The sequence below is a fragment of the Microbacterium sp. BWR-S6Y genome (genome assembly GCF_041379845.1).
GTDB lineage: Bacteria > Actinomycetota > Actinomycetes > Actinomycetales > Microbacteriaceae > Microbacterium > Microbacterium hydrothermale.
Genome location: NZ_JBFECV010000001.1, coordinates 338304 through 364705, shown reverse-complemented (window position 1 = coordinate 364705; position 26402 = coordinate 338304). Strand labels below are relative to the sequence as shown.

21 protein-coding genes and 1 other RNA gene are annotated in these 26402 nt (G+C 71.5%); 16 read left to right on the top strand and 6 right to left on the bottom strand.

Annotated features, from left to right (window positions below; translation table 11 throughout):
- Positions 1–123 precede the first annotated feature (123 nt).
- The 6 genes from AB1K56_RS01650 (at position 124) to AB1K56_RS01625 (ending at position 8697) form a co-directional block, all read left to right on the top strand.
- Positions 124–1056 carry an ROK family protein gene (locus AB1K56_RS01650; RefSeq protein WP_371204255.1) on the top strand — a complete coding sequence of 311 codons (933 nt, stop codon included), beginning with the start codon at positions 124–126 and terminating at the stop codon, positions 1054–1056.
- A gap of 63 nt (positions 1057–1119) precedes the next feature.
- Complete coding sequence (locus tag AB1K56_RS01645; protein WP_371204254.1) at positions 1120–2316, top strand: ROK family protein; 1197 nt, start codon at positions 1120–1122, stop codon at positions 2314–2316.
- Between the two features lie 136 nt (positions 2317–2452).
- On the top strand, positions 2453–3811 hold the full coding sequence (locus tag AB1K56_RS01640; protein WP_371204253.1) for an extracellular solute-binding protein: 1359 nt from the start codon (positions 2453–2455) through the stop codon (positions 3809–3811).
- Between the two features lie 2 nt (positions 3812–3813).
- Complete coding sequence (locus tag AB1K56_RS01635) at positions 3814–4746, top strand: carbohydrate ABC transporter permease (RefSeq protein WP_371204252.1); 933 nt, start codon at positions 3814–3816, stop codon at positions 4744–4746.
- The gene (locus tag AB1K56_RS01630; protein WP_371204251.1) at positions 4743–5639 is read left to right on the top strand and encodes a carbohydrate ABC transporter permease; all 897 of its coding nucleotides are present in this window, start codon (positions 4743–4745) and stop codon (positions 5637–5639) included. Before AB1K56_RS01635 ends, AB1K56_RS01630 begins: the two co-directional genes overlap by 4 nt.
- Positions 5640–5670: 31 nt before the next feature.
- Complete coding sequence (locus AB1K56_RS01625) at positions 5671–8697, top strand: alpha-mannosidase (RefSeq protein ID WP_371204250.1); 3027 nt, start codon at positions 5671–5673, stop codon at positions 8695–8697.
- Positions 8698–8881: 184 nt separating this feature from the next.
- On the opposite strand, the gene AB1K56_RS01620 is transcribed toward AB1K56_RS01625, so the two are convergent.
- The 3 genes from AB1K56_RS01620 to AB1K56_RS01610 all read right to left on the bottom strand — a co-directional run bounded on the left by AB1K56_RS01620 (position 8882) and on the right by AB1K56_RS01610 (position 12999).
- Positions 8882–9376, bottom strand: coding sequence for a hypothetical protein (locus AB1K56_RS01620; protein ID WP_371204249.1), 495 nt, complete (start codon positions 9374–9376; stop codon positions 8882–8884).
- A gap of 4 nt (positions 9377–9380) precedes the next feature.
- Positions 9381–11447, bottom strand: a complete 2067-nt coding sequence (locus AB1K56_RS01615; protein ID WP_371204248.1) for a primary-amine oxidase — start codon at positions 11445–11447, stop codon at positions 9381–9383.
- Positions 11448–11523: 76 nt separating this feature from the next.
- Entirely contained in the window at positions 11524–12999 is a 1476-nt protein-coding gene (locus AB1K56_RS01610) for an APC family permease (RefSeq protein WP_371204247.1), read from the bottom strand.
- Positions 13000–13232: 233 nt separating this feature from the next.
- Here AB1K56_RS01610 and AB1K56_RS01605 point away from each other — a divergent pair, with 233 nt between their 5' ends.
- The 3 genes from AB1K56_RS01605 to ffs all read left to right on the top strand — a co-directional run bounded on the left by AB1K56_RS01605 (position 13233) and on the right by ffs (position 15540).
- The gene (locus tag AB1K56_RS01605; RefSeq protein WP_371204246.1) at positions 13233–14732 is read left to right on the top strand and encodes an APC family permease; all 1500 of its coding nucleotides are present in this window, start codon (positions 13233–13235) and stop codon (positions 14730–14732) included.
- On the top strand, positions 14725–15423 hold the full coding sequence (locus AB1K56_RS01600; protein ID WP_371204245.1) for a helix-turn-helix domain-containing protein: 699 nt from the start codon (positions 14725–14727) through the stop codon (positions 15421–15423). The genes AB1K56_RS01605 and AB1K56_RS01600 overlap by 8 nt, the downstream gene beginning before the upstream one ends.
- A 20-nt stretch (positions 15424–15443) precedes the next feature.
- An RNA gene (ffs, locus tag AB1K56_RS01595) (signal recognition particle sRNA small type) lies at positions 15444–15540 on the top strand.
- Between the two features lie 33 nt (positions 15541–15573).
- Here the strand turns inward: ffs and AB1K56_RS01590 are convergent.
- Both AB1K56_RS01590 and AB1K56_RS01585 read right to left on the bottom strand, forming a co-directional pair.
- Positions 15574–16215, bottom strand: coding sequence for a DedA family protein (locus AB1K56_RS01590; RefSeq protein WP_371204244.1), 642 nt, complete (start codon positions 16213–16215; stop codon positions 15574–15576).
- A gap of 136 nt (positions 16216–16351) precedes the next feature.
- Complete coding sequence (locus AB1K56_RS01585) at positions 16352–17029, bottom strand: NUDIX domain-containing protein (RefSeq protein ID WP_371204243.1); 678 nt, start codon at positions 17027–17029, stop codon at positions 16352–16354.
- Between the two features lie 88 nt (positions 17030–17117).
- Between AB1K56_RS01585 and pta the strand changes: the two genes are divergently transcribed.
- Both pta and AB1K56_RS01575 read left to right on the top strand, forming a co-directional pair.
- Positions 17118–19259: a phosphate acetyltransferase gene (pta, locus tag AB1K56_RS01580; protein WP_371204242.1), complete on the top strand. Its 2142-nt coding sequence runs from the start codon at positions 17118–17120 to the stop codon at positions 19257–19259.
- Positions 19256–20506, top strand: a complete 1251-nt coding sequence (locus AB1K56_RS01575) for an acetate/propionate family kinase (RefSeq protein WP_371204241.1) — start codon at positions 19256–19258, stop codon at positions 20504–20506. Before pta ends, AB1K56_RS01575 begins: the two co-directional genes overlap by 4 nt.
- A 34-nt stretch (positions 20507–20540) precedes the next feature.
- Here the strand turns inward: AB1K56_RS01575 and AB1K56_RS01570 are convergent, their stop codons facing one another.
- Positions 20541–21290: a GntR family transcriptional regulator gene (locus AB1K56_RS01570; protein ID WP_371204240.1), complete on the bottom strand. Its 750-nt coding sequence runs from the start codon at positions 21288–21290 to the stop codon at positions 20541–20543.
- Positions 21291–21458: 168 nt separating this feature from the next.
- Between AB1K56_RS01570 and AB1K56_RS01565 the strand changes: the two genes are divergently transcribed.
- The 5 genes from AB1K56_RS01565 to AB1K56_RS01545 all read left to right on the top strand — a co-directional run bounded on the left by AB1K56_RS01565 (position 21459) and on the right by AB1K56_RS01545 (position 26377).
- On the top strand, positions 21459–21908 hold the full coding sequence (locus tag AB1K56_RS01565; protein ID WP_371204239.1) for a PTS glucose transporter subunit IIA: 450 nt from the start codon (positions 21459–21461) through the stop codon (positions 21906–21908).
- 60 nt (positions 21909–21968) lie between these two features.
- Complete coding sequence (locus AB1K56_RS01560) at positions 21969–23567, top strand: PTS transporter subunit EIIC (RefSeq protein ID WP_371204238.1); 1599 nt, start codon at positions 21969–21971, stop codon at positions 23565–23567.
- Between the two features lie 49 nt (positions 23568–23616).
- A complete protein-coding gene (nagB, locus tag AB1K56_RS01555) occupies positions 23617–24402 on the top strand; it encodes a glucosamine-6-phosphate deaminase (protein ID WP_371204237.1) in 786 nt (261 codons plus the stop codon).
- Positions 24402–25559 (top strand): N-acetylglucosamine-6-phosphate deacetylase, encoded by a 1158-nt coding sequence (locus AB1K56_RS01550; protein WP_371204646.1) that lies wholly within the window; start codon positions 24402–24404, stop codon positions 25557–25559. Before nagB ends, AB1K56_RS01550 begins: the two co-directional genes overlap by 1 nt.
- Positions 25560–25642: 83 nt before the next feature.
- A complete protein-coding gene (locus AB1K56_RS01545) occupies positions 25643–26377 on the top strand; it encodes an HAD family hydrolase (protein ID WP_371204236.1) in 735 nt (244 codons plus the stop codon).
- Positions 26378–26402: the final 25 nt, after the last annotated feature.

Below are 26402 nucleotides of genomic sequence, written 5' to 3'. Positions count from 1 at the left end.
TGACCTGATCGTAACCCGCACGGCGGGGGCGGGGGCCCGAAACGGCGTCGCGCACAGGCGTCACACGGCGGATGCTCGGGCCCCTAGGATCGGGGAGCGTTGGTCCAGCCGAGGAGCCCGCGCATGTCGCACCCCACCCCGTCCCCGTCCGTCTCCACGCACGTCCTCGCCGTCGACATCGGGGGGACGAAGGTGGATGCCGCCCTCGTCTCCGTCGCGGGAGAGGTCGAGCGCCAGAGCGTGACCCGCCGCACCACCGGACGCTCCGCGGACCGCGGCGAGATCGCGCGCCACATCCGCGAGGCCGCCGCCGGAGCGCTCGCCGCGGTGCCCGAGGCGCGGGTCGGGGCCGTCGGGGTGGGCAGCGCCGGTCCGGTCGACCTGCCCTCGCGCTCCGTCTCGCCGCTGAACCTGCCGCTCGCCGCGGGGCTGTCGATCGACGAGGTGCTCGCCGGACTCGTCGACGGTCCGATCCGGCTCGCTCTCGACGGCACCTGCATCGCGCTTGCCGAGCACTGGCGCGGCGCGCTCGTCGGGTGCGACGACGCGATGGCGATCGTGGTGTCCACCGGAGTGGGCGGCGGACTGATCCTGGGCGGTCGGCCCGTCGCGGGTGCGAGCGGTAACGCGGGGCACCTCGGGCAGACGTTCGTGCGCACCGTCGAGGACGATGAGGTCGTGGCATCCTCCCTCGAGGCCGTCGCGGCGGGGCCCGGGACGGTCGCGTGGGCCCAGCGGCAGGGCTGGCACGGCGAGACCGGTCTCGACCTCGCGGCCGCCCACGCGGCGGGCGACCCGGTCGCGATCGCGGCCGTGACCCGCTCGGCCACGGCCGTGGGGCAGGCGATCGCGGCGGCGGCGACGCTCTGCGACCTCGAGGCCGTCGCGATCGCGGGAGGCTTCTCGCAGGTCGCGCCCGACTACATCGATCAGGTGCGCGCGGCCGCGCGGGCCGCGTCGCTGCACGCCTACGCGCGGCGCTGCCGCATCGTGGGCTCGGGCCTCGACGGCGACGGCCCGCTCCTGGGGGCGGCGGCCCTCGCGCTGCAGTCCTGACGCCGGGTCTACCCTGAGAGACCGAGGGACCGCGCCGCGGGCCGGCGAGTGAGGGCGGGGAGCATGCGTACGGGTTCCAACCTGCCCGCCGTCGGCGAGTACAACCAGACGCTGGTGCTCGACCTCATCCGGCGTTCGCCCGAGGGGCTGAGCCGCGTGGAGCTGTCGGCGCGCACCGGTCTGAGCGCGCAGACGCTGAGCAACGTCACCCGCCGCCTGGCCGACGACGGCCTCATCATCGAGGCGGGGAAGGTCATCTCGGGTCCGGGCAAGCCCCGCACGCTGTTGAAGCTCGAGCCGCGCTCGCGTTTCGCCGTCGGGGTGCACCTCGACCCCGTCGTCGACACGATCGTGCTCGTCGACATGGCGGGCGAGGTCATCGCGCACGACGAGATCCCCGCCCTGCGCGACGCCGCACCGGGTGATCTGGTCGCCGCCGTCGCGACCGCGGTGGACGCCATCGTCGCGCGCGCCGAGGTGTCACGCGATCTCGTGCTGGGCGTGGGGGTCGCCGCCCCCGGGCCCTTCGACGCCCGCGGCGGTCGGCTGCTCGATCCTCCGCTGCTGCCGCAGTGGCACAACGTCAACGTCCGCGAGGACCTGAGGGCGGCGACGGGGCTGCCGGTCATCGTCGAGAAGGACGTCACCGCGGCGATGGTGGGCGAGATGTGGTTCGACCGCTCCGACGCCCTGAGCGACGCGATGTTCCTGTACTACGGCGCCGGCGTCGGCATGGGGCTCGCGGTGGCGGGGGCGCCCGTGCGCGGTCGCACCGGCAACGCGGGGGGCATCGCGCACGTGGTCGTGGATGCCGCGGGCCCTCTGTGCGCGTGCGGATCACGCGGGTGCCTGGGGGTGTCGATCGAGCCGCGTGTGCTCATCGCCGAGGCCGGGTACGACGACGTCGATCCGCGCGCGGGCCTGGACCGTCTCGTGCGCGATGCGGCGGATCCCCGGCACGCGGCCGCGGGGGTGCTGCGCCGGGCGGGGGAGCGGATCGCCCGGGCCGTGGTGGTGACCAACAACCTGCTCGACGTCGACGAGGTCGTGCTCGGCGGCCCCGCCTGGGAGCGACTGGCCGGGGTGCTCGCCGATGTCGTGGCGGAGCACGTGGCGGCGGATGCCGCGTCGACGGCGACGCTGCCGATCATCGTGCGCCGCTCCGTGGTCGGTCTCGACGTGGCGGCCGTGGGGGCCGCGTGCCTCATGCTGGACGGCGCTTTCGCGGCTCGACCGGCGCGGATGATGATCGCCCTCTGACACGGTCGTGCGCGTCCATAGCCGGGCGTGTCGTGATCGTTACCTTGCGTCGCGCGTCGCGACTTGCCGAGTTAGTCCATTTGATTTATAAAAGGTTCTGGCGACGCGGTGTCTCCACCCGAGCAAGGGAGCTTCCATGAAGAAACTGACGATGGCGACCGGTCTTCTGACCGCCACCGCCCTGACCGTGGCTCTGGCCGGCTGCTCCGGTGGCAGCGGCGACGCGGCGGACTCGAAGACGATCCGTGTGGCGTACCAGACCACGGCGACGTTCAACCAGATGCAGACGCTGATGGAGAACGCCAAGAAGCAGTACGAGGCCGCCCACGAGGGCATGACGGTCGAGCTCGTCCCGATCCAGGCCGAGGGCGCCGACTACTACACGAAGCTCGCGCTGATGAACAAGTCGGCCAGCACCGCCCCCGACGTGCAGTACGAAGACACGTTCAAGATCCAGTCCGACGCGGCCGCCGGCTACCTGCTGCCCCTCGACGACTACCTCGCGAAGTGGGACGACTGGTCGCAGTTCGCCGAGGGCGCCAAGCAGGCCGGTCTCGGCCCCGACGGCAAGACCTACGGCGTCTCGCTCGGAACCGACACCCGCGGCCTCTGGTACAACAAGGCCCTGTTCCAGGCCGCAGGCATCTCCGTGCCGTGGCAGCCCAAGACCTGGGCCGACATCCTCTCGGCCGCCGAGAAGGTGAAGGCATCCAACCCCGACGTCATCCCGATCAACGTCTACTCGGGCAAGACGGCGGGTGAAGCGGCATCCATGCAGGGCCTCGAGATGCTGATGTACGGCACCGAGGACACCCTCTACGACACCGACAGCAAGAAGTGGGTCGTCGGCAGCCAGGGCTTCAAGGACTCGCTGCAGTTCGTCAGCGACGTCTACCAGGGCGGTCTCGGGCCGTCGCTGCAGCAGGCGCTCGACCCCAACATCTTCACCAGCGTGACCGCCGACTGGCTGCCCTCCTCGAAGCTCGCCATCGCGCTCGACGGCTCGTGGCAGTCGGCCGCGTGGGTCGAGGGCGGCACCGCCGCGTGGCCCGAGTGGAGCGACGCTCTCGGCATCGCCGCCATGCCCACGCAGGACGGCCAGGCGCCCGGCACGACGAGCATGTCGGGTGGATGGACTCTCGCCATCGGCAAGAACACCAAGAACGCCGACGCCGCGTGGGACTTCCTCTCCACCGCCGTCAACAAGGACAACGCCACCGCCTACGGCATCGACAGCAGCCAGATCGCCGTGCGTGCCGACGTGGCCCAGTCCAGCGAATACCTCGACGCCAACCCGAGCTTCAAGACCTTCTCGAGCTTCGTCGACACCACCCACTTCCGCCCGGCCACCGAGGACTACGACAAGATCTCGAACCAGATCCAGGTCGCCATGGAAGCCGTCATGACCGGCCAGTCCAGCGTCGACGACGCGGCCGCCGCCTACGACCAGGCCGTCATCGGCATCGTGGGCGAAGACAACACCCAGCAGGGCTGATCGTGACCGCCCTGGCTACTCCCGGGGCGACCGGAACCGACCGGGGGTCGCGCGTGAAGACGCGCGGCCTCCGGTCGTCGGCCCGGGCGCTCCCGCTCCTGCCGGCAGCCCTGCTGCTGGCGGTGTTCCTGCTCGGCCCCATCCTGGTGTCGCTGTGGGGCTCGCTCACCAACGCGACGCTGTCGGGATCGACGGCCGTCGCGAGCGACTTCGTCGGCTTCGACAACTACGTGCAGCTCTTCAAGGCCCCCGACTTCCCCGTCGCGGTGGTCAACACGATCGTCTTCGTGTTCTTCTCGGCCGTGATCGGACAGAACGTCCTCGGCCTGGCCCTCGCGCTGATGATGCGCTCGGGCAATCGCGTCGTCACGGCCGTGGTCGGCACGATCGTCGTGACCGCGTGGGTGCTGCCCGAGATCGTCGCGGCGTTCGCGGCGTACGCGTTCTTCCGCGACAACGGCACGCTCAACGCCGTCCTCGCCGTCTTCGGCATCGCGCCCGTGAGCTGGTTGTTCACCCTGCCCGTGCTCATGGTCATCTTCGCGAACATCTGGCGCGGCACGGCGTTCTCGATGATGGTCTACTCCGCGGCCCTGGCCGACGTCCCGCCCGAGATCACCGAGGCCGCCGAGATGGACGGCGCCAGCGGCGTCAAGCGCCTGCTGCACGTCACCATCCCGATGATCCGCTCGACCATCGGCACGAACTCGATGATCGTGACGCTGCAGACCCTGTCGGTGTTCACGCTCATCTTCGTGATGACCGGCGGCGGCCCCGGCAACAAGAGCACGACGCTGCCGATCCTCGCGTACCAGCAGGGCCTGAAGTTCGGCGAACTGGGCTACGGCACCGCGATCGCCACGATCATGCTGCTCATCGGCGCGATCTTCTCCTTCTTCTACGTCCGCGCGCTGCGCGAGGAGGTCTCGTCATGAGCGCCACCACCACGCTCCCCGAGGTCACGGGCCGCCGCGCCCGGAACCGGAAGAAGGCCTCGCTGTCGTCGCCGCGCACCCGCGCGCTGAGCGTGCTGTCGAACACGCTCATGATCGTGATCGGCTTCCTCTTCGTCGTCCCGCTCGTGTGGCTGGTCACGGCGTCGCTCGACGCCCAGCCGACGCTCGCGATCAAGATGCCCGAGGTCATCACGCTCGACAACTTCGCCGCGGTCATGAAGCCCGACCTGCTGTTCCTGCCGCTGTGGAACAGCGTGCTGCTCGCGGGCGGCACCGCCGTCGCCACGGTCGTGCTCGCCTCGCTCGCGGCCTACCCGCTGTCGCGCTACAAGATGCGCGTCGGAAAGCCCTTCCTGTACGCGGTGCTCTTCGGCACGTGCCTGCCGATCACGGCGATCATGGTGCCCGTCTACAGCCTGTTCGTGCAGCTGAACCTCATCGACTCCGTCGGCGGCACGATCCTCTTCCTCACCGCGAGCGCCCTGCCGATCGCGATCTGGATGATGAAGAACTTCATGGACGGCGTCCCCGTCGAGCTCGAGCACGCCGCTTGGATGGACGGCGCAGGATCCATGCGCACGCTCGTGCAGATCGTGCTCCCGCTCATGCGTCCCGGCATCGCGGTGGTGTTCATCTTCACCTTCATCCAGGCGTGGGGGAACTTCTTCGTGCCTTTCGTGCTGCTGCTCAGCCCCGACTACCAGCCGGCCGCGGTCAGCATCTTCAACTTCTTCGGGTCGTTCGGAGCCGTGGCATACGGCCAGCTCGCGGCCTACTCGATCGTCTACTCCCTTCCGGTCCTCGGCCTGTACGTGCTCGTACAGCGCGGACTCGGCGGCCCGTCGGCCCTCGCCGGCGCGGTCAAGGGCTGACCCGTCCCCCCAGACAAGGAACCTCTTCGCCATGCACGACCGCACCGCGCTCATCGAGATGCGCATCGAACGCTTCGTCCGCGAGCGTCTCGCCCCCGCCGTCTACCGCGCCCGCCAGCCCCTCGACATCCGGGCCTGGGAGGCCCCGGGCGAGCCCGTGACCTTCGCCGAGGCGCAGGATGCCGCCTACCGCCCGTTCGCGATCGGAACGCCGTGGGGCCGGGCGTGGGGGACCACCTGGTTCGCCGTGTCGGGGGAGATCCCCGCCGCGTGGCGCGACGACGCGGGCGCCCTTCCCGCGGGCACCGTCGCCGAGCTCGTGATCGACCTCGGCTTCACCGCCGGCCAGAGCGGCTTCCAGTGCGAGGCCCTCGTGTGGAACCGCCAGGGCGCGCCGATCAAGGGCGTCTCGCCGTTCAACAACGCCAGCCCCGCCGCGGTCGACGCCGACGGCCGGGTCGACGTGCTCGTCGAGGCGGCCTCCAATCCCGACGTGGGCAGCCTCTTCACGTTCGAGCCCACGCCGGTCGGCGACCCGGCGACCGCGGGCGATGCACCTCTCTATACGTTGCGCGAGATGTCGATCGGCCTTCGCGACCTCGCGGTGTGGGATCTGCTGCAAGACTTCCGCCTGCTCCACGGCCTGATCGCCGAGCTCGACGCGACCTCCGCGCGCCGCGCCACCCTGCTGGAGGGGATGGATGCCGCGATCGACGCCGTCGATCCGCACGACGTGGCCGGCACGGCCCAGGCCGGGCGCGACGTCCTCGCTCCGCTGCTGGCCGCGCCCGCGGCATCCAGTGCCCACGTGCTGCACGCGGTCGGGCACGCCCACATCGACTCCGCGTGGCTGTGGCCGGTGCGCGAAACCGCGCGCAAGGTCTCGCGCACCTTCAGCAACGTGCTGTCGCTCATGGACGAGGACCCCGAGTTCGTGTTCGCGTCGTCGTCGGCGCAGCAGTTCGCGTGGATGAAGGAGCACTACCCGGCGCTGTGGGAGCGGCTCAAGGAGCGGGTCGCCGAGGGGCGCTTCGTGCCCGTTGGTGGCATGTGGGTCGAATCCGACACCAACATGGTCGGCGGCGAGGCGATGGCCCGCCAGTTCGTGGAGGGAAAGAGCTTCTTCCTCGAGGAGTTCGGCATCGACACCGAAGAGGTCTGGCTGCCCGACTCGTTCGGCTACAGCGGAGCCCTGCCGCAGATCATGAAGGCCGCCGGTGCGCGCTGGTTCCTCACGCAGAAGATCTCGTGGAACGAGACCAACCGCATCCCGCACCACACCTTCCGGTGGGAGGGCATCGACGGCTCGCGCATCTTCACGCACTTCCCGCCGGTCGACAAGTACAACTCCGAGGTGACCGCGGCCGACCTCGCGCACGCCGAGCGCAACTTCGCCGACAAGGGTCGCGCGCGCACCTCGCTGCTGCCGTACGGCTTCGGCGACGGCGGCGGCGGACCCACGCGCGAGATGACCGCGACCATCGCGCGCGCCCACTCGCTCGAGGGCGCGCCGATCGTGAAGCACTCGACCCCGCGGGAGTTCTTCGAGACCGCCGAGGCCGAGTACGCCGACCCGGCCGTCTGGGCGGGGGAGCTGTACCTCGAGTTCCACCGCGGCACCTACACGAGCCAGCTGCGCACCAAGCAGGGCAACCGTCGCAGCGAGCACCTGCTGCGCGAGGCCGAGCTGTGGGCGGCGACCGCGACCGTGCGCACGGGGGCGGAGTACCCGGCCGAGGCCTTCCGCCGCCTGTGGCGCCTGGTGCTGCTGCAGCAGTTCCACGACATCCTCCCCGGCACCTCGATCGCGTGGGTGCACCGGGATGCCGAGCGCAACTACGCAGCCATCGCGGCCGAGCTCGAGCAGATCATCGCCGACAGCCTCCGCGCGGTCGCCGGCGAGGGGGACCGCACGCTGCTCGCCAACGCCGCGCCCCACGCCCGCTCCGGGGCGCCCGCCCTGGGCATCGCGCCGGCGCCGGGGGCGCGCGACGTCGCGCCGCGCGCCGAGGGCGAGGGGTTCGTGCTCGACAACGGCATCGTGCACGCGGTGATCGACGGCCGGGGGCTCCTCATCTCGCTCGTCGACGTGGTGTCGGGCCGCGAGGTCGTGCCCGCGGGGCAGGTGGCGGGACTGTTCGAGGTGTTCCGCGACACCCCGACCCAGTGGGACGCGTGGGACATCGACGAGACCTACCGCCGTCACGCCACACCCCTCGACAGCGCCGACGCCGTCCGCGTCGACGGCCACGCGGTCGTGGTGGAACGCTCGGTCGGCGACTCCACGATCGTCACGCGCTTCGCGCTCGCCGCGGGGTCGCGCACGGTGCGCCTGTCGCTCGACGTCGACTGGCACGAGCAGCAGAAGCTGCTCAAGCTCGGCGTCCCCGTCGACGTGCACACCGACCGCGCGGCATCCGAGATCCAGTTCGGTCACATCGTTCGCCCCACCCACACGAACACCTCGTGGGATGCGGCGCGCTTCGAGACCGCCGCGCACCGGTGGGTGCGGGTCGCGGAGCCCGACTTCGGCGTCGCCGTGACCAACGACTCGACCTACGGCCACGACATCACGCGCCACGAGCGCGAGGGCGGGGGCACGTTCTCGCTCGTGCGCCTGTCGATCATCCGCTCGGCGATGTTCCCCGACCCCGGTCAGGACCAGGGCGCACACCACCTCGAGGTGGGCGTCGTCGTGGGCGCCGACGTGCTCGACGCCGTCGCCGAGGGCTACCGCACGAACCTCCCCGCGCGCGTGGTGACGGATGCCGCGCACGAGAGCGTCGCCCCGCTGGTGGCGATCGACGCCCCCGGTGTCGTCGTCGAGGCCGTCAAGCTCGCGCAGGACGGGTCGGGCGACGTGGTCGTGCGCCTCTACGAGGCGCTGGGGGAGCGCACGCAGGCGCGGCTCGAGGCCGACTTCGACGTCGCCCGCGTGAGCGAGACCGATCTGCTGGAGCGCGACGTGGATGCCGCGGCGGTGACCGCCGAGCAGGGTGGCGTCGTGGATCTCGAGCTGCGTCCGTTCCAGCTCGTGACGCTGCGTCTGTCGCGCTGATCCGGACCAAAGCGGTGCGGCCGGAGCATGTCTCCGGCCGCACCGTCGTTTCTGCCACGTGCTCACGCGAACGCAGCGGCGCCCCGAGTGACGGGGGAGGGCCAGAGGCGGGCGGAGGAGAATTCCCGCGGATTCGTCCTCCCCTGTCCCTCACCCTCCCCCTCGTCCCACGGCGGCGGCCGTCTCACACGGACGCCACCGCCATGAGCACGACGGATGCCGCCATCGCGACGATCTGCGCGCGATCCAGCCGTGTCGGCATCCGGCTCGCGGCCACCACCGACAGTCCCGCATAGCCCACCGCGCCGGCGAGCAGGAACGGCGTCAGGCTCACCCCGTGAGCGTGTCCGGTGGAGGTGCCGTGTGCCCCCATACCGATCTGCAGCGCGGCCATCACCACCATCCCCAGCGTCGTGTGCAGCGTCATGAGGGCGGGAACGCGCGGTGCTCGGCGCTGCCGGGGGCGTCGCCAGACCGTGAGTGCCAGGGCCGCCACGAGCAGCACCGCCGTCCAGTAGACCGGAGCGACCACGCCGAACACAGCGGCATCCACCATCGCCAGCAGCATGAGAACGGAGGCCGCGACCTCGGGCGGCCGCACCCGCGCACGATCGGCTGCCAGACAGCAGGCGCCGACCGCGGCGGGGGCGACCGCCCAGGCGTGGAGGATCTCGCTCATCGATTCAACCGTGGTGCGTGTCGCCGTGTCCGTCGTGACCGTGCGCGCCGTGCTCGTGACCGCGCGCGCCGTGCTCGTGACCGTGCGCGCCGGATGCCGGGGCGTCCGCGTGCTGCCCGTGCCCGTGCCCGGCCGCGGGGGTGCAGTGCGTGTTCGCCGGCGCGGGGACGTTCAGCACGGGGTTGCGTTCGAAGAAGTTGTAGGGCTTGAGCGTGAACTTCGCGTAGTCCATGGGCATGACGGGCCAGTCCTCGTTGCGCGGGAAGTGCGTGAGGCCGAACGTGTGCCAGAGCACGAGGTCTTCGCCGACGAGGGGCTCGTCGCCGGCGATGAACGCGGGGATGCCGGCTCCGCCCGGGTGCTGGTTGACGAAGTCGCCCGCGGCGTAGCGCTCGTCGGGGTCGTACTTCGTGACGAACAGATTCTTGGTGGCGAACGCCGCGCGTGCTGCGATGGACGAGTCGTCATCGGCCAGCAGGACCGGCGTCTCGGTGGGGAACAGCATGTACGAGGTCGCCTGACCGCGTTCGGTGGTCTTCTCGGTCGAGGCGATCTGCCAGACGCGGCTGACCGCTCCGTCTGCGAGACGACCCGACACCTTCTCGGAGGTGATCGGTGTCACCTTCTTGGTGAAGGCGTTGCCGGCGGGGTTGTCGGCGGAGATCGGCACGCGCACCGCGTCGATCTCGTTGACGACGTTGGCGACTCCGTCGACGGTCATGTCCAGTCGCGCCGAGAACAGGTGCTGGTGATACGGCGCCCCGAGTCCCGGAGCCACCTCGGACGCGAACGGGTAGCCCTCACCGGGGTAGGCGGAGGTGAACAGGATGCCGGTGAGCTTGGCCTCGCACTCGATGGTGCCGTCGAGGTAGAGGTACCAGTAGAAGCCGTAGTCGTAGTTGCCCACCGTCGTGAAGAACGAGATGACCAGGCGCCGGGAGCGACGGACCTCGCTCGACCCGGTGAAGAGGTCGGTGTGCTTCCAGAGGGTGCCGAAGTCCTCCTCGTGCATGCACACCGCGTTGCGGATGGTGCGCGGCATCCCGTTCTCATCCGACAGCACGGCGTCGACGTAGGTGATGTCGCCGACGCAGTCGCAGCCGAGCTCGAGTTCGTTCGTGTACCGGCCGAAGAGGTACTCGCCCGTGTCGAAGTAGTTCTGCCAGAACCGGTTGGGTGCGGGGTCGGCGTAGGGCACGACCATCTCGCTGATCGAGCCGCGGTACATCACCGGTCGCCCGGCGAACGAGAGCTGACGCAGGATCAGACCCTCGCGGGTGTCGAAGCCGATGCGCAGGTCCCACTCGCCCCACGTGACGTGCTCGTCGTCGACGGTGAAGCTCGAGCCCTCGGGCTGCGTGATGACGATCGGTTTCAGGCCCTCCAGCGGCGGCCCCTGCAGCTCGGGGTCGTCGAAGTTGCCGTGCGTCTCGGGCACCGTGAAGCCCGGGGTGTCGACGATGTCGATGATGCGCCGGTCGGCGACGTCGATGTAGGCGGTGAGGCCGTCGACGGGGTGCGCCCAGGGGTGGTCGGCGGGGTGATCCTGGCGGAAGGCGAAAGTGCGCAGCACCCTCCGCCCCACCTCGTTCTCGTAGCCGTAGTGGCCGGCCGACAGCGGCACGAGCACGACGTCGGCGGTGGTGAGGCCCCGCGCCGCGAGCGCGGCGACCCACTCGGCGCTCTCGTTCGCGATGACACCGACCTCTTCGAACTCGGCGTCGAGGATGGGCAGCTGCCCGTCGGAGCCGTCGAGCTCGGTCTGGCGCAGCACCTCGCCGCTGGCGAGGGAGACGACGACATCGAGCGAGTGAGCGGTGCGCAGGTTCAGCAGCTGGACGCGCGCGCGGCGCTCGGGGAACGGGGTCTCGCCGCGCTCCCACGCGAGGACCTCGGCCTTGGGCGCCTCTTCGAGGCCGACGTAAGCGAAGCGGGTCGCCTCGTCGAGGCCGTCGAGGCCCGACACGATCGCGTGGACCGCGGTGATCTCGGCGGGGGAGAGGGAGGCCAGTGGATGGGCCGGAGCCGCGGGGGCGGTGAAGGTGGTGGAGGTCGGATCGGTGAGGGTCATGATGTCTCTCTCGGAGGGAACGGGTGGGGCGGGAAGATGCGGGAGGGATGCCGCGACGCACGGCCGCGGCATCCGGTCAGCCCGCGATGGCGTCGGTGAGCTTGGCGTAGGCCGCGGGACGGCGGCGGCGGATCCAGGCGGCCTGGGCGTACCCGAACGCGGGGACGACGACCACGAGCGCGAGCAGCGCCCACGTGACGGCACCGAAGGTGGGTGCGCCGTCGGCGTCGACGTCGCCCACCATCACGGGGAAGTACGCGACGATCACGACGGCCGAGATCGCGAGTCCCACGAAGCCCAGTGCCGGGGCGATCACCGTGTTCCACGGGCGCCGATCCTGGCGGTTGCGGGTGAAGTAGACGATCACGGCGATCGAGGTGACCGCCATCAAGATGACGATGGCCACGGTCGCGACGCCGGAGAGCCAGGTGAACACCTGCAGAAGCGGGTCGAGCCCGAGCAACGCGAACGCCGCGAGGAGAACGCCCGCGGTCGCGGTCTGCACGATCGAGGACACGTGCGGCGAGAGGTGGCGCGCATGCACGCCGGATACCGACTCGGGAAGCACCCCGGCACTCGACATGGCGTGCTGGTAGCGCGTCAGGACGTTGTGGAACGACAGCACGCACGCGAACATCGACGTCAGCAGCAGAACGTTCACGATGACCTCGCCGACCGTGCCGAGGTAGATCGCCACGGTGCGGAGCATGAGCGTCGCGGGGTTCTCGGCGGCGGCGGCGAGGACGCCGTTCGGCCCCCAGGCCATCACCAGTCCCCAGGTCGACAGCGTGTAGAAGACGCCGATACCGATGACGGCGCCGTAGGTGGCGCGCGGGATCGTGCGGTCGGGGTCACGAGCCTCGTCGCGGAAGATCGCGGTGGCCTCGAAGCCGATGAACGCGGCGATGGCGAACATCAGGCCCACGCCGGGGGAGCCGCTGGCGATGTTCGCCGGTTCGAAGGGGGCGAGGCTCAGTCCCTCGGGGCCGCCGTCGAGCACCACCGCACCGACGAGCACGAGGACGATCGCGACCTCCGCGATGAGGAGGATGCCGAGCACCTTGCTGGACAGGTCGATGTGTCGGTAGCCCAGCACCCCGACGAGCGCGACGGTCGCGAGTGCGTACAGCCACCACGGGAGGTCGGGTCCGCCCACCGACACGATCGTGATCTCGAGCAGATACCCGACGTAGCCGTAGACCGCGACCTGGATGGTCGTGTAGGTGAGGATCGCGGTCCACACGGCGGCGAGACCGGAGGGGCGTCCCAGCCCGTACCCGATGTAGGTGAAGAAGGCGCCGGGGCGGGGCACGTGCCGGGTCATGGCCGCGAGCCCCACGGCGAACAGGAGCAGGATGACGGCGCTGACGGCGTAGAGGGCGGGGTATCCCACCCCGTTGCCGATCAGGATGCCGAGGGGGCCGGCGCCGCCGACGACGGTGAGCGGCGATGCGGCGGCGACCACCATGAAGATGATCGCCGTGACACCGAGGGAGCCCTGCAGAGTCCGCTTCGCGGACGCCGCCACCCCCTTCGACTCGAGCTGGGTCATATCGGTTCCTTACGTGTTCGGGTGGGGCGGGATTCGAGCGGGAGAGCGCGGTTGGTGAGTCCGAGGTTCCCCCACCCCCGTTGCCGGGCCGTGTGGGCGGCGTGAAGGAGTGGGCTCGCCGAGTGAGACGGCTGCCCGGGGCGTGTCTCACTCGGGGTCACCAGCCCGAAACATGCGGGTCGCCCGGGTGCAATGCCTGGCGCGTACGGTCGGCACCACCCGACGGAGACCACGTGACTGCACTCGCCCGCGCCATTGCGCGCCCCGATCCCGTCGCCGGCTTCGGCGACCGCTCGCCCCTGCACGGACTCGAACGACGCCGCATCGGCGTCATCGATCTCGCGGCCCAATCGGTCGCGGCGGTCGCCCCGGCCGCGGCGGCGACGACGGTGGTGCTGCTGGTCGCGGGCTTCGCCCCGGGCGCGACGGTCGCCGCGATCGTGGCCGCGGCGATCCTGAGCCTCGGCGTCGCCCGCACGATCTCGCAGTTCGCGCGGCGCTTCGCCGCCACGGGCGCGCTGTACACCTACACCGCTCGCGGCCTCGGCACGCGGGCCGGTCTCGCCGCGGGGGCGGCGATCCTCACGGGGTACGGCGCGGTGGCCATGTTCGCGCTGCTGGGTGGTGCGTACTACGCCACCTACCTGGTGGCGGGGCTCTGGCCCTCGATCGATCGCGCGCTCGTCACCGCTCTCTTCGTCGTGGGACAGGGGCTTCTCGTCGCGTTCGTCCTCGTCCGCGGCATCCGGATCTCCGCGCGAGCGGCGCTCGTCGTCGAGACCCTGTCGGTGGCGCTGATCGTGGTGCTCCTCATCGCTCTCCTCGTGCAGATCGGCCCGATCGACCTGACGGCGGTCGCGGGAATCGGCGGGGCCGACCTCGATCCGACCGCGTTCGCGGCGGCGGCGGTGATCGCGCTGACGGCGTTCGTCGGGTTCGAATCCGCGGCCACCCTCAGCGTCGAATCGGTGTCGCCGCTGCGCAACGTCCCCCGTGCGATCACCGGCACCGTGGTGTTGTCGGGGCTCCTCTACGTGCTCGCCGCGGTGACGCAGGTCGCGGGCTTCGACGCGCTGGGCGCCGATCTCGCCCTCAGCGCCTCGCCGGTCAATGAGCTCGCCGAGGCGTACGGCCTCGGCGGGTGGGGCGTCGTGGCCGATCTCGGCATCGCGGCGTCGTTCCTCGCCTGCGCGATCGGCACGACCACCGCGCTCGTGCGGGTGCTGTTCGCGCTGAGCCGCGACGGGGTGCTGCCGGCGGTCGTCGGTCGCACGCACGCCCGTTTCGGCACCCCCGCGGCGGCGGTGGCCTGGGCGTTGCCGCTCATCACCGCCGTGCCGGTCGGGGTGGCGGTCACCGGGATCGATACCCGCGACGCGATGCACGTCACGATCGGGGTGGGGGCGGCGGGCTACATCGTCGCCTACATCCTCGTCTGCGTCGCCGCCCCCGTGTTCCTCCGGCGCATCGGCGAATCGACGGTCGGGGCCACGATCATCGCCGGGGTCTCCGCGCTCGCGCTCGCCGCGGCGCTCGTGTCGTTCTTCGTCGACGACCTCGCCTCCGGGGGCACGGTCGTCGCGGTCGTCGCGGCGCTGATCGTCGTGTCCGGCGGCGTCATCGTCGTCCTCCGACGGCGCCACGGCCCGGGGGCCCTCGGCGCGTACGACGAGCCGGTCGCGGCGCAGGTGCTCGGGGGAGTGGTGTCGCCGCGGCATCCCGATGATGCGTGAGCAGCCGGCGCTCGCCGCACGGCAGCCGGGCGCCGTGCACTCGGCGCTGGCCGTGCTCGAGGCCGTCGCCCAGCTCGGGGCCGGGGTCAGCGCCCAACGGCTGTCCGCGGAGCTCGGTCTGCCGCGGGCGACGACCTACCGTCTGGTGAACCTCCTCGTCGAGGACGAGTACCTCGTCCGGACCCCCGATCTCGCCGGCTTCGCTCTCGGAGCCAAGGTGGCACAGCTCGCCGCCGTCGTGGCACCGCCCGCGCGCCTGTCGTCGGCCGCGCGGGCGGTGCTCGCCGAGGCGCGCTCCGCCCTGCGCGGGGGAGTGCACGTGGCGCTCTTCGTCGACGGGAGAATCGCGGTGCTGGATGCCGACCCCGACTTCCCGCTGTCGGACGAGGCGCGTCTCGCCCGCGAACCGGCGCGCTACGCGCTCGGCCGGCTCATGCTGCTGTCCCAGGGCGACGCGGGTAGCCCCGAGCTCGAGCGCGCGCGCGACGACCTCGCGCGCTGGGGCGCGACACGCCAGAGCGGAGAGCTGGTCGCGGCCTCCGGATGCCTGGCGGTCCCGATCCGCGATGCGAGCGGGCTCGCCGCGGGAGCCGTGGCGTTCTCGGGCCCGCGGCACCGTGTCGACGAGCCCGGCGACGTGCTCTCGGCGCTGCGCCCGGCGGCCGACGCCCTCGCCCCGCTGATGGTGTGACGCGCATCGGGTAAGCTGTACACGGCTCTCCGCGTGGCGGCATCCAGGCCAACTCCCCCAGGACGGAAACGTAGCAAGGGTAACCAGGCTCTACCGGGTGCGCGGAGGGTCTTTTCTTTGCCCGGAAACAGGCGGGTCGGCCCCGACGCTTCAGCGATGACCCTCCACCGGCTGCCCGTCCTCTCGGCCGGCGCGCCGTCGCCGCACCGCCGCGATGACCACCGGCAGGACCGATACCGCGACGATCACGATCACGAGCACGTCGATGTTGTGAGCGATGAACGGGATGCCGCCCAGCAGGACCCCCACCAGGGTCATCGCGCACGACCAGCCGACGGCGCCGACCGCGTTCCAGAGCAGGAAGCGTCGGTAGGGCATGTCGGCGGCGCCGGCGACGAGGGGGACGTACGTGCGCACGATCGGGACGAAGCGGCCGACGACGAGCGAGAGGCCGCCCCACCGGGCGAAGAAGGCCTCGGCCTCGGCGAGACGCGCGGTGGTCAGAAGGCGCGCGTCGTCGCGGAAGAGGCGCCGTCCGAACCGTCGGCCGAGCCAGAAGCCCACCTGATCGCCCGCGAGCGCCGCGACCGAGGCGACGAGCGCGACCTGCCACGGGGCGATGCCGAGGGGGCCGCTGAGGATGGCCGCCGTGACCAGCAGCGAGTCGCCGGGGAGGAAGGGGAACAGCACCCCCGACTCGATGAAGACGAGCAGGGCGATCCCGGCGAGGACGAACGGCCCGAAGGCCTGCAGCACGGATGCCGCGTCGAAGGGGTTGAGGGCGGTGAGCATGCGGGGATCCTCCGGTCCGGGGCGGGACGGGCCGCCCGTGCCGGAGCGGGAGCACCGACGGACCCGACTGTAGAGCCGGCCCTCCCAGATGCCGCCAAGATTGACGGCGCCCCGCGACCGTGATCGCGTCGGCGCGTCAGCGGCCGGGGGAGAAGGGCCCGTCCAGCACCGCCCACTGCAGCAGCATGATCGTCTTGGCATCCTGGATCGCGCCGGTGCGGATCATCGACAGGGCCTCGTCGATGTCGTATTCGAGGATCTCGATCTCCTCGTCCTCCTCGGCGAGACCGCCCCGGTCGCCCTCCCGTTCGGCGCCGTCGTAGGCCGCCGCGAAGAAGTGCAGGCGTTCGGTGACCGATCCCGGGCTCATGTAGACGTCGAAGACGTGCTCGACCTCGTCAACCCGGACGCCGGTCTCCTCCTCGGCCTCGCGGCGGATCGCCGTCACCGGATCGTCGTCGTCGAGGAGTCCCGCCGCGGTCTCGATGAGCATGCCGTCGGGGTGGGCGTTGACGTACACGGGGTAGCGGAACTGGCGCGTGAGCAGCACGGTGCGCCGCGACGGGTCGTAGAGCAGGATCGTCGCGCCGTTGCCGCGGTCGTACGTCTCGCGCGTCTGCGTGCTCCACTCGCCGTCGTCGCCGCGGTAGCGGAACGTCGTGGCGCGCAGCACGTGCCAGCCGGCGGCGAGCAGGCGCACCTCGGCGACCTGCACGCGCGGGTTGCGGTCGAGGTCGCGTCCGGTCAGGTGCAGGCCGGTGCGTCCGCGGTGGTCGGGGACGGTGGTGCCGGGGAGCGCGGGATCGGAGGTCACGATCGCGAGCTTAGGCGGCAGGCGTCCTGATCACTCGACGCCGAAGCAACCCCGGGGCGGTGTCGGGGGCCCGCTCTAGGCTGGATGCGTGACGCAGAGCATCTACATCACGTCGGCCGAAGGTCATTCGGGCAAATCCTCCGTGGCTCTGGGCGTCCTCGACGCCCTCAGCCGCGTGACGCCGCGCGCGGGGGTGTTCCGCCCCATCGCGCGCTCCACGGCCGAACGCGACTACGTGCTCGAGATGCTGCTCGACCACGACAGCGTCGACCTCGCGTACGACGACTGCGTCGGCGTCACCTACGACGACGTGCGCGACGACGCCGATGCGGCCCTGGCCCGCATCGTCGAGCGCTACAAGGCCGTCGAGGCGCAGTGCGACGCCGTGGTCATCATCGGCAGCGACTACACCGACGTCGGCAGCCCCGCTGAGCTCGCCTACAACGCGCGCATCGCCGCCAACCTCGGCGCCCCCGTGCTGCTCGTGCTCGGCGGCCGCGCGCAGCAGGGACACAGTGAGACGCTGGGCCTGTCGGTCGCCCGCACCCCGCAAGAGGTCGGACAGATCGCCTCGCTCGCGATCTCCGAGCTGCAGCACGAGCGCGCGGCGCTGTTCGCCGTGATCGCCAACCGCGCCGACGCCGACCACCTCGACGAGATCGTGGCATCCGTGCGGCAGGTCGTCGACGCGGCCCCGGTCGCCGGAGCCGACGGCCGCACCGTGCCGGTGTGGGCGCTGCCCGAGGACCGCTTCCTCATCGCCCCCTCGGTGCGCGGCGTGCTGCGCTCGGTCGAGGGCGAGCTCATCAAGGGCGACCCGGCCCTGCTCACGCGCGAAGTGCTCGGCGTCGTCGTGGCGGGCATGTCGATGGTGAACGTGCTGCCGCGCCTGCAGGAGTCGGCGGTCGTCGTCATCCCCGCCGACCGCACCGAGGTGCTCCTCGCCGCTCTGCTGGCCAACGCCTCGGGGACCTTCCCCTCGCTGGCCGGAATCGTGCTCAACGGAGGGTTCGAGCTGCCCGACTCGATCGTGCGGCTCATCGACGGCCTGGGCTCTCCGCTGCCGATCATCGCCACCGACCTCGGCACCTACGACACCGCCGTGCGCATCATGAACACGCGCGGGCGCCTGGCCGCCGACTCCCAGCACCGCTACGACACCGCGCTCGCGCTGTTCGAGCGCCACGTCGACACCGAGCTGCTCACGCGCGAACTCGGCGTCGCCCGACCGAGCGTCGTCACCCCCCTGATGTTCGAGTACGGTCTGGTCGACCGGGCCCGCGCCGACAAGAGGCGCATCGTGCTACCGGAGGGCACCGACGATCGCGTGCTGCGTGCGGCGGCGACCGTCCTCTCGCGCGGGATCGCCGACCTCACCATCCTGGGCGAGCCGATCGAGGTGCGCGGACGCGCGATCGAGCTGGGCATCGACATCCGCGACGCGGAGGTGCTGAGCCCCTTCGACGCCGTGCACGTCGACAAGTTCGCCACCGAGTACGCGCGGCTGCGCGCCCACAAGGGCGTCACCTACGCCCAGGCCGCCGACACCGTCACCGACGTCTCGTACTTCGGCACCCTGATGGTGCACCTGGGGCTCGCCGACGGCATGGTCTCGGGCGCCGCGCACACCACCGCGCACACGATCCGCCCGGCCTTCGAGATCATCAAGACCGCCCCCGGCGTCTCGGTCGTCTCGAGCGTGTTCCTCATGGCGCTGGCCGACCGCGTGCTCGTCTACGGCGACTGCGCCGTCATCCCCGATCCCACGAGCGAGCAGCTCGCCGACATCGCCGTGTCGTCGGCGGCCACCGCCGAGCAGTTCGGCATCGCCCCCCGCGTGGCGATGCTGTCGTACTCGACCGGCGAGTCGGGCACGGGCGCCGACGTCGAGAAGGTCCGTGCGGCGACGGCCCTCGTGCGCGAGCGCGCCCCCGAACTGCTCGTCGAGGGTCCGATCCAGTACGACGCCGCCGCCGACGCGGCCGTCGCGCGGGCCAAGATGCCCGGGTCCGCGGTGGCGGGGCGCGCCACGGTGTTTGTCTTCCCCGACCTCAACACCGGCAACAACACCTACAAGGCCGTGCAGCGCTCGGCCGGTGCCGTCGCGATCGGGCCGGTGCTGCAGGGCCTGAACAAGCCCATCAACGACCTGTCGCGCGGAGCCCTCGTCGACGACATCGTCAACACCATCGCGATCACCGCGATCCAGGCCCAGGGGAGCCCCGAATGAGCGTCGTGCTCGTCGTCAACAGCGGATCGTCGTCGTTCAAGTACCAGTTGCTCGACATGGCGCACGAGCGCGTGCTCGCCTCGGGCCTGGTCGAACGCATCGGCGACCCTTCGACAGGCTCAGGGACCGGGGGAACGGCGCGGCACACGGTGAAGGCCGCCGCACTCGCCGCCGCCGACGCCCCGGCGCCGACGGTGACGGATGCCACGTACACGATCGAGCGCGAGATCCCGGATCACACCGCCGGGTTCGCGGTCATGCTCGACGCCTTCGCCGCGCACGGACCCTCCCTCGACGCGCATCCGCCGGTCGCCGTCGGCCACCGCGTCGTGCACGGCGGCGCGCGGTTCTTCGCGCCCACCGTGGTCACCCCCCTCGTCGAGATCAACATCGACGAGCTGTCGGTGCTCGCCCCCCTGCACAACCCGGCGAACCTCGCGGGCATCGTCGCGGCCAAGAAGGCGTTCCCTGCCGTCCCGCACGTCGCCGTCTTCGACACCGCGTTCCACCAGTCGCTCGCCCCCGAGGCGTACACCTACGCGATCGATCGCGAGGTCGCCGAGGCGCACCGCATCCGCCGCTACGGCTTCCACGGCACGAGCCACAAGTTCGTCAGCGAGGCCGCCGCCGCCTTCGTCGGCCGTCCACTCGCGGAGCTCAAGCAGATCGTGTTCCACCTCGGCAACGGCGCCTCGGTCGCCGCGATCGAGGGCGGTCGGTCGGTCGACACGTCGATGGGCCTCACGCCCCTCGAGGGTCTGGTCATGGGCACGCGCTCCGGTGACCTCGACCCCGCCGTCCTGCTGCAACTCGCCCGTCGCGCCGAGATGTCGATCCCCGACCTCGACACGCTGCTGAACAAGCGGTCGGGCCTGCTCGGCATCGCGGGTGTCTCCGACATGCGCGACATCCAGGAGCGCCGGGATGCCGGCGACCCGGCCGCGCGGCTCGCCTTCGACGTCTACATCCACCGTCTGCGCGCCTACGCCGGCGCGTACCTCGCCCAGCTCGACGGCGTCGACGTGATCTCGTTCACCGCGGGAGTGGGCGAGAACGCGCCCGCCGTCCGCGCGGAGGCGATGGCGACGCTCGGCTTCGCGGGGGTCGAGATCGACCCCGGACGCAATGCGGCGCGAGAGCGCGGCATCCGACGCATCTCCACCGACTCCTCGCGCGTCGAGGTGCTCGTGGTCCCGACCGACGAAGAGCTCGAGATCGCGCGGCAGACGCTGTCGGTCACGGCCTGAGCGTCGCCCGCCCAGGGCTGGGGGAGAGCAGCCCTCAGCTCCCCGCGAGCGCCATGTGCACCTGGTAGCGATCGCCGCGGTACCACGACGTGACGTGCTCGACGGGCAGGCCGGCGGCGCGGGAGGTGCGACGGAACACCAGCACCGGTGAGCCCGGGACGACCGCGAGCGGCTCGGCGACGGCGTCGTCGACCGCCTCGGTCCAGACGGTCTGCTCGGCGGCGTCGATGCGGACGCCGTACCGGTCGGCCAGCAGGCCGTAGAGGGACGCACTGAGGTCCTGCTCGCCGAGGTCCTCGGCGACGCGCGGCGAGTACCAGCCGAGCTCGAGGGCCATCGGGATGCCGTTGGCCAGACGCAGGCGCTCGATCGACCACGCCCGCTCTCCCTCGGGCAGACCGAGCGCGGCGCGCACGTCGAGAGGCGGGACGGCGCGCTCCGCGCGACGCACGAGGGTCGTCGCGACCATCCCCCGTCGACGCATGTCCTCGGTGAACGAGGCGAGGTGCAGCTGGGACTGCACGCGCTCGCCGGCGACGAAGGTGCCCTTGCCCTGCACCGTGTAGAGCTTCTGCTCCTCGATGAGCTGACGCAGGGCTTCGCGGACCGTCGCGCGGCTCACACCGTGGCGCGTCGACAGCTCGCGCTCCGAGGGGATCGCCGCGTGGGCGGGCCACGTCGAGCCGATGTCGGCGAGGAGGATGGCGCGAAGCTGGGCGTGCTTGGGCACGGGGCCGGACGTGACGGAGGCCGCCGGGGCGTCGGCATCGGGGAGACGGGGCATGACGGCGTCGACTTTCGATGTTGACACGGGCGAGGGAGACCACTAGCTTCACTGGTACGTACCAGTCCGAGCCAGTGGGCGCATCGCCCCGGGGAACGGTGTTCTTCCCCAGCCTAAGCGGCGCCGGTGGTGCGGACCGCAGCCCCACCGTCTCACCGAGGAGTACCCGTGCCCGACATCCAGTCCCCGCTCGTGGGAACCGTCCTGGCCCTGGCCGACGTGCCCGACCAGCTCTTCGCGCAGGGCGCGATGGGGCCGGGCGTCGCGATCGAGCCGCCCGCCGAGGTCGTCGACGCGGTCGCCCCGATCGACGGCACGCTGCTGCAGGTGTTCCCGCACGCCTTCGTCGTCGTCGCCGACGACGGTCTCGCCGTCCTCGTGCACCTCGGGCTCGACACCGTGCAGCTGCAGGGCCGGGGCTTCACCCCCTTCGCCGCGAAGGGGGATCGCGTCACTGCCGGAACCCCCGTGATCGCGTACGACGTCCCCGCGATCCGGGCCGCCGGGCTGTCGAGCGTCGTCCCCGTCGTGGTGCTCGAACGCTCCGCCGACGACGTCACCGTCCTCCTCCCCGACGGCGCGGCCGTGCTCCCGGGTGCTCCGCTCCTGTCCGTCTGACCCGCCCCGTCCGACCCGTCTCGTCTGAACCGTTCCTTCACCGTCGAAAGAGAACCCGCCATGACCGCCACAGCCGCCCCCGCCTCCCGCCGCCGCGGCATCCCGGGCTTCGCCCAGATGCAGCGCCTGGGCAAGAGCCTGATGCTGCCCATCGCCGTCCTGCCGGCGGCCGGCATCCTGCTGCGCCTCGGGCAACCCGACCTCCTCGGCCAGATCGACCTGCCCGTCATCGGTCCCTTCTTCCAGGCGATGAGCGCCGCCGGAGGAGCCCTGTTCGACAACCTCGCGCTGCTGTTCGCCGTCGGTGTCGCGATCGGCTTCGCCAAGAAGGCCGACGGATCCACCGCGCTCGCCGCCGTCGTCGGCTACCTCGTGCTCGCGAACGTCTTCAAGGCCATGTCGCCGGTCGTGCTGGCCGGACAGACCACCGCCGCGGGCGACCAGGTGCAGATCAACTACAGCGTCTTCGGCGGTATCGTCATCGGCCTGCTGACGGCGTGGCTGTTCGACCGGTGCCACACCATCCAACTGCCGTCCTACCTGGGCTTCTTCGGAGGACGACGGTTCGTGCCGATCATCGTCTCGCTCGTGAGCCTCGTCGTCGGATTCGGGCTCAGCTACTTCTACCCGATCTTCAACACCGGGCTGACGGGTCTCGGGGCCTTCATCGGCGGGACCGGCGCGATCGGGGCGTTCGTCTACGGCTTCACCAACCGCATGCTCATCCCGCTCGGGCTGCACCACATCCTCAACTCCTACGTGTGGTTCCTGCAGGGCTCCTACACCAAGGGCGACGGCAGCGTCGTGACCGGTGAGCTCACGCGCTTCGCGGCGGGCGACCCCACCGCCGGCGCCCTCACCTCGGGCTTCTACCCGGTGCTGATGTTCGGCCTCCCGGCCGCCGCCCTCGCGATGATCCACCTCGCCAACCCCGCGCAGCGCAAGGCCGCGATCGGCATCCTGGGTGCCGCGGGTCTCACCGCGTTCCTGACCGGGGTGACCGAGCCGCTCGAGTTCGCCTTCATGTTCGCGGCCTTCCCGCTCTACGTCGTGCACGCCGTGCTCACGGGGATCTCGCTCGCCGTCGCCTACCTGCTCGACATCCACCTCGGGTTCTCGTTCTCGGCCGGTCTCTTCGACCTGCTGCTGTACGGCACGGCCCCGGCGGCGAACAACGTCTGGTTGCTCGTCGTGATGGGCGTGGTCTACTTCGGCGTCTACTATTTGCTGTTCCGCCTCGTCATCAAGAAGTGGAACCTGCGCACGCCGGGCCGCGAAGACCTCTCCGCCCCGGCGGCCGACGCCCCGGCGGTCGACGCCGACGCCGACCCCGCGGCGGCCGGCCCTGCGGTCGCCGGTTCCGTCGCGGCATCCGCGCCGCCCCCCGCGTCCCCACCGCTCGCCGCGTCCGCCGCCCCGGCTTCCTCCGGCTCGACCGCCGAGCAGCTGATCGACGCCTTCGGAGGTCGTGCGAACCTCGTGCACGTCGACGCGTGCATCACGCGGCTGCGCATGGAGGTCGCCGACCGCACGCTCGTCGACCACGCGCGACTGAAGCAGCTCGGAGCCGCGGGGGTGCTCGAGGTGGGCGACAACGTGCAGGCCGTCTTCGGTCCCCGCGCCGAGATGCTCAAGAACGACATCCTCGAGGTGCTGTGATGGACACCGGATGCCGCGGAGCCCGCGCACGAGAGAACGGGGAGCGCTGATGGAGGTCGTCATCGTCTCGACCCCCGAGGAGGCCGGGCGCCTCGTCGCCGACGCCTACGCGCAGCTGCTGCGGGAGACCCCGGCGGCGGTCCTGGGACTGGCGACGGGCTCCACCCCGCTGCCGGTGTACCGCGAGCTCGCGCGCCGTCATCGCGAGGAGGGGCTGAGCTTCGCGCGGGCGCGGGCGTTCCTGCTCGACGAGTACGTGGGCCTGCCCGCGGGACACCCCGAGCGCTACCGCGAGTTCATCCGCACCGAGCTCGAGCAGCACGTCGACTTCGCCCCCGACGCGATCGTCGGCCCGGGCGATCTCGACGTCGCGCCGCTGGAGGCGGGCCCCGCGTACGAGCGGCTGATCCGCGACGCGGGCGGTATCGATCTGCAGATCCTCGGCATCGGCACCGACGGTCACCTCGCCTTCAACATGCCCATGTCGAGCCTCGCGAGCCGGACGCGCCTGAAGACCCTGACCCCCCGCACCCGGCAGGACAACGCCCGGTTCTTCGACGGCGACATCGACAGCGTTCCCACCCACTGCCTGACGCAGGGACTGGCGACGATCCTCGACGCCCGCCACGCGGTCATGCTCGGCTTCGGCCGAGGAAAGGCCCAGGCCGTGCGCGAGGCGGTGGAGGGTCCGGTCTCGGCGCGGTGGCCCGCGTCGGTCCTGCAGCTGCACCCGCACGCCACGGTCGTCGTCGACGAGGATGCCGCGAGCCAGCTCGCCTTCGTCGACTACTACCGCACGACGTTCGCCGGCAAGCCGGCCGGGCAGGGGCTGTGATGCGTCTGCGCGCCGCCCGGGCGCTCATCGGGGGAGCCTTCGTCGGCCCCGTCGTGCTCGATGTCGTCTCGGGGCGGATCGATCGCATCCGTCCGGCGACGGGCGATGAGAGCGTGGACCACGACATCGTCGACGGCGTCCTGACCGCCGGGATGCTCGACCTGCAGGTCAACGGGTCGTTCGGCGTCGACGTCGCGACGGCCGACGAGGGCGGGTGGCGCACGCTGCTCGCGGGACTCGCGGCGCGCGGCGTCACCGGCGTCGAGCCGACCGTCATCACGGCGCCCCTGCCCGACACCGTCGCCGCCCTCGAGCGGGTGGGGCGCGCCCGCGAGACCTTCGCGGACGAGCCCGTCGCGCGGGTGCTCGGCGCGCACCTCGAGGGGCCGTTCCTCTCGCCCGCCCGCAAGGGGGCCCATCGCGCCGACCTCATGCTCGCCCCCTCCCGCGCGCACCTCGACACCCTGCTCGAGCGTCCGGCCGCCCGCGCGGCGCTGCGCACCGTCACCCTCGCCCCCGAGCTGCCCGGCGCCCTCGACGCGGTGCGCCGACTGACCGCCGAGGGCTACGTGGTCGCCGTCGGCCACAGCGACGCCACCGCGGCGCAGGTGCACGCGGCGGGCGACGCCGGCGCGACGATGACCACCCACGTCTTCAATGCCCAGCGCCCGCTGAAGCCGCGGGAGCCCGGTGTGCCCGGTGCCGTTCTCGCGGACGACCGCTTCTTCGTCGGCACGATCATCGACGCGCAGCACCTCGACCCGAGCGTGGTCTCGCTCGTTCTCGCCTCCGCCGGCCGACGCACCGTCGGGGTCACCGATGCGATCGTCACGGCCGGGCTCGAGGCCGACCGCTGGTGCGACTTCGGCGGACAGCCCGTCGCCAACGACGCGCACGGTCTCGGCCGACGGCGCGACGGCACGATCGCCGGAGCGGGGATCGTGCTCGACGAGGGGGTGCGGCGCATGATCGCCGCGGGTCTCGATCCCGCCGCGGTCCTCTCGGCGTGCACCGAGAACGCCGCGCGCTCGCTCGATCGCGCCGACATCGGGCACATCGCCGAGGGCGCGGTGGCCGATCTCGTGCAGTGGGATGCCGCGTGGCATCCGTCCGAGGTCTGGATCGGCGGACGCGCCCTCTCGGTGGCGGCCCGATAGCCCTCGCGCAGCCGCCCCGCCACTACGCTGGAGGGGCGGCGCTGAGGGCGCTCGCGCCACCGCACCCCGATCTGGAGCACGCCGTGACCGACAGCCCCGACCTGCCCGACCTGACGTCGTTCGACGGCGTGCTGTTCGACCTCGACGGGGTGCTCACGCCCACCGCCGAGGTGCACATGCGCGCGTGGAAGACGATGTTCGACGAGCTGTTCGCCGCGTGGAAGATCGAGCCGGCCTACACCGACCGCGACTACTTCGAGTACGTCGACGGCAAGAAGCGCTACGACGGGGTCGCGAGCCTGCTGCGCAGCCGCGACGTCGAGGTGCCGTGGGGTGACCCGTCCGACGACCCGAGCGAAGACACCGTCTGCGGCGTCGGCAATCGAAAGAACGAGGTGTTCTCGCGCATCCTCCGCAGCGAGGGCATCCGCCCCTATCCCGGATCGATCGCGCTCCTCGACGTGCTGCAGACGGCGGGGACGCCCATCGCCGTCGTGTCGAGTTCGAAGAACGCCGTCGAGGTGCTCGAGGCGGCCGGCATCCGAGACCGTTTCCCCGTCGTGATGGACGGAGTGATCGCCGAGCGCGACCACCTGGCATCCAAGCCCGCCCCCGACGTGTTCGCCGAGGCCGCGCGTCTGCTCGGCGTCGACCCGGCGCGATCCGTGGCCGTCGAAGACGCCCTGAGCGGCGTGCGCTCGGCCGCGGCCGCCGGTTACGGCGTCGTCGTGGGCGTCGACCGCGGCGTCGGCGCCGACGACCTCGTGGCCGCCGGGGCGACCGTGGTCGTCGACGACCTCGCGGCGTTCGTAGACTGAGCCGTCGCCTGCGCGCGACGCCCTC

What these genes read in the sequence shown, in the direction of transcription:
- AB1K56_RS01650 (WP_371204255.1), top strand. Translation starts at nt 124, where the DNA reads ATGTCGCACCCCACCCCGTCCCCGTCCGTCTCCACGCACGTCCTCGCC.
- AB1K56_RS01645 (WP_371204254.1), top strand. Translation starts at nt 1,120, where the DNA reads ATGCGTACGGGTTCCAACCTGCCCGCCGTCGGCGAGTACAACCAGACG.
- AB1K56_RS01640 (WP_371204253.1), top strand. Translation starts at nt 2,453, where the DNA reads ATGAAGAAACTGACGATGGCGACCGGTCTTCTGACCGCCACCGCCCTG.
- AB1K56_RS01630 (WP_371204251.1), top strand. Translation starts at nt 4,743, where the DNA reads ATGAGCGCCACCACCACGCTCCCCGAGGTCACGGGCCGCCGCGCCCGG.
- AB1K56_RS01625 (WP_371204250.1), top strand. Translation starts at nt 5,671, where the DNA reads ATGCACGACCGCACCGCGCTCATCGAGATGCGCATCGAACGCTTCGTC.
- AB1K56_RS01620 (WP_371204249.1), bottom strand. Translation starts at nt 9,376, where the DNA reads ATGAGCGAGATCCTCCACGCCTGGGCGGTCGCCCCCGCCGCGGTCGGC.
- AB1K56_RS01615 (WP_371204248.1), bottom strand. Translation starts at nt 11,447, where the DNA reads ATGACCCTCACCGATCCGACCTCCACCACCTTCACCGCCCCCGCGGCT.
- AB1K56_RS01610 (WP_371204247.1), bottom strand. Translation starts at nt 12,999, where the DNA reads ATGACCCAGCTCGAGTCGAAGGGGGTGGCGGCGTCCGCGAAGCGGACT.
- AB1K56_RS01600 (WP_371204245.1), top strand. Translation starts at nt 14,725, where the DNA reads ATGCGTGAGCAGCCGGCGCTCGCCGCACGGCAGCCGGGCGCCGTGCAC.
- AB1K56_RS01590 (WP_371204244.1), bottom strand. Translation starts at nt 16,215, where the DNA reads ATGCTCACCGCCCTCAACCCCTTCGACGCGGCATCCGTGCTGCAGGCC.
- AB1K56_RS01575 (WP_371204241.1), top strand. Translation starts at nt 19,256, where the DNA reads ATGAGCGTCGTGCTCGTCGTCAACAGCGGATCGTCGTCGTTCAAGTAC.
- AB1K56_RS01570 (WP_371204240.1), bottom strand. Translation starts at nt 21,290, where the DNA reads ATGCCCCGTCTCCCCGATGCCGACGCCCCGGCGGCCTCCGTCACGTCC.
- AB1K56_RS01560 (WP_371204238.1), top strand. Translation starts at nt 21,969, where the DNA reads ATGACCGCCACAGCCGCCCCCGCCTCCCGCCGCCGCGGCATCCCGGGC.
- nagB (WP_371204237.1), top strand. Translation starts at nt 23,617, where the DNA reads ATGGAGGTCGTCATCGTCTCGACCCCCGAGGAGGCCGGGCGCCTCGTC.
- AB1K56_RS01550 (WP_371204646.1), top strand. Translation starts at nt 24,402, where the DNA reads ATGCGTCTGCGCGCCGCCCGGGCGCTCATCGGGGGAGCCTTCGTCGGC.